General features: G+C 64.9%; 1 protein-coding gene. It reads left to right on the forward strand.

Features of this window, described 5'->3' with window-relative positions; translation table 11 throughout:
- Nucleotides 1-21 precede the first annotated feature (21 nt).
- A partial coding sequence (locus tag QSK17_RS35660) for a type I polyketide synthase (protein WP_285711112.1) occupies nt 22-1,391 on the forward strand: 1,370 nt, incomplete at its 3' end.

Genomic DNA, 1,391 nt, shown 5'->3' on the forward strand with positions numbered 1-1,391 from the left:
GTCTTCGATTACGCGACTCCGGTGGCGCTTGCGGAGTTTCTCCAGGCCGAGTTGCTGGGTGTGGAGGCGGTGTCATCTTCGGTTTCGGTTTCGGTGGTGGATGAGCCGGTGGCGATTGTGGGGATGGGGTGTCGTTTTCCGGGGGGTGTGGGGTCGCCTGAGGAGTTGTGGGGGTTGGTTGTCGGGGGTGGGGAGGGGGTTGGTGGTTTTCCGGTGGATCGGGGTTGGGATCTGGAGGGGTTGTTTGATCCTGATCCTGATCGGGTGGGGAAGTCGTATGCGCGTGAGGGTGGGTTTCTGAGCGGTGCGGCGGATTTCGATGCGGCGTTTTTCGGTATTTCGCCGCGTGAGGCGTTGGCGATGGATCCGCAGCAGCGGTTGTTGTTGGAGTGTGTGTGGGAGTCGTTGGAGGGGGCGGGGGTTGATCCGGTTTCTTTGCGGGGGAGTCGGACGGGGGTTTTTGCTGGGTTGATGTATCACGATTATGGGGCGCGGTTGGGGAGTGTGCCTGAGGGGGTGGAGGGTTTTGTGGGGGTGGGTAATTCGGGGAGTGTTCTTTCGGGGCGGGTGGCGTATGCGTTTGGTTTTGAGGGTCCGGCGGTGACGGTGGATACGGCGTGTTCGTCGTCGTTGGTGGCGTTGCATTTGGCGGGTCAGGCGTTGCGGTCGGGTGAGTGTTCGCTGGCGTTGGCGGGTGGGGTGACGGTGATGGCGACGCCGTCGACGTTTGTGGAGTTTTCGCGGCAGCGGGGGTTGGCGCCGGATGGGCGGTGTAAGTCGTTTGCGGCGGGGGCTGATGGGACGGGGTGGTCGGAGGGTGTCGGTGTTTTGGTGTTGGAGCGGTTGTCGGATGCTCGGCGCAATGGGCATCGGGTGTTGGCGGTGGTGCGGGGTTCTGCGGTCAATTCCGATGGTGCGTCGAATGGGTTGACGGCGCCGAATGGGCCGTCGCAGCAGCGGGTGATCCGTCAGGCGCTTGACAGGGCCGGCTTGTCCACGGCGGATGTGGATGTGGTGGAGGCGCATGGGACGGGGACGCGGTTGGGTGATCCGATCGAGGCGCAGGCGTTGCTGGCCACCTACGGGCAGGGGCGTGAGGTGCCGTTGTGGCTGGGGTCGGTGAAGTCGAATCTCGGTCATACGCAGGCCGCTGCGGGGGTGGCTGGGGTGATCAAGATGGTGCAGGCGATGCGGCATGGGGTGTTGCCGCGGACGTTGCATGTGGATGAGCCGACGCCGCATGTCGATTGGGACGCGGGCAGTGTGCGGTTGCTGACGGAGTCGGTGCCGTGGCCGGAGACGGGGCGTGCGCGTCGTGCGGGGGTGTCGTCGTTCGGGATCAGTGGCACCAACGCGCACGTCATCCTGGAGGCCGTCCCCCAACCCCCCGA

The organism is Microtetraspora sp. NBRC 16547 (assembly GCF_030268965.1).
GTDB lineage: Bacteria > Actinomycetota > Actinomycetes > Streptosporangiales > Streptosporangiaceae > Microtetraspora.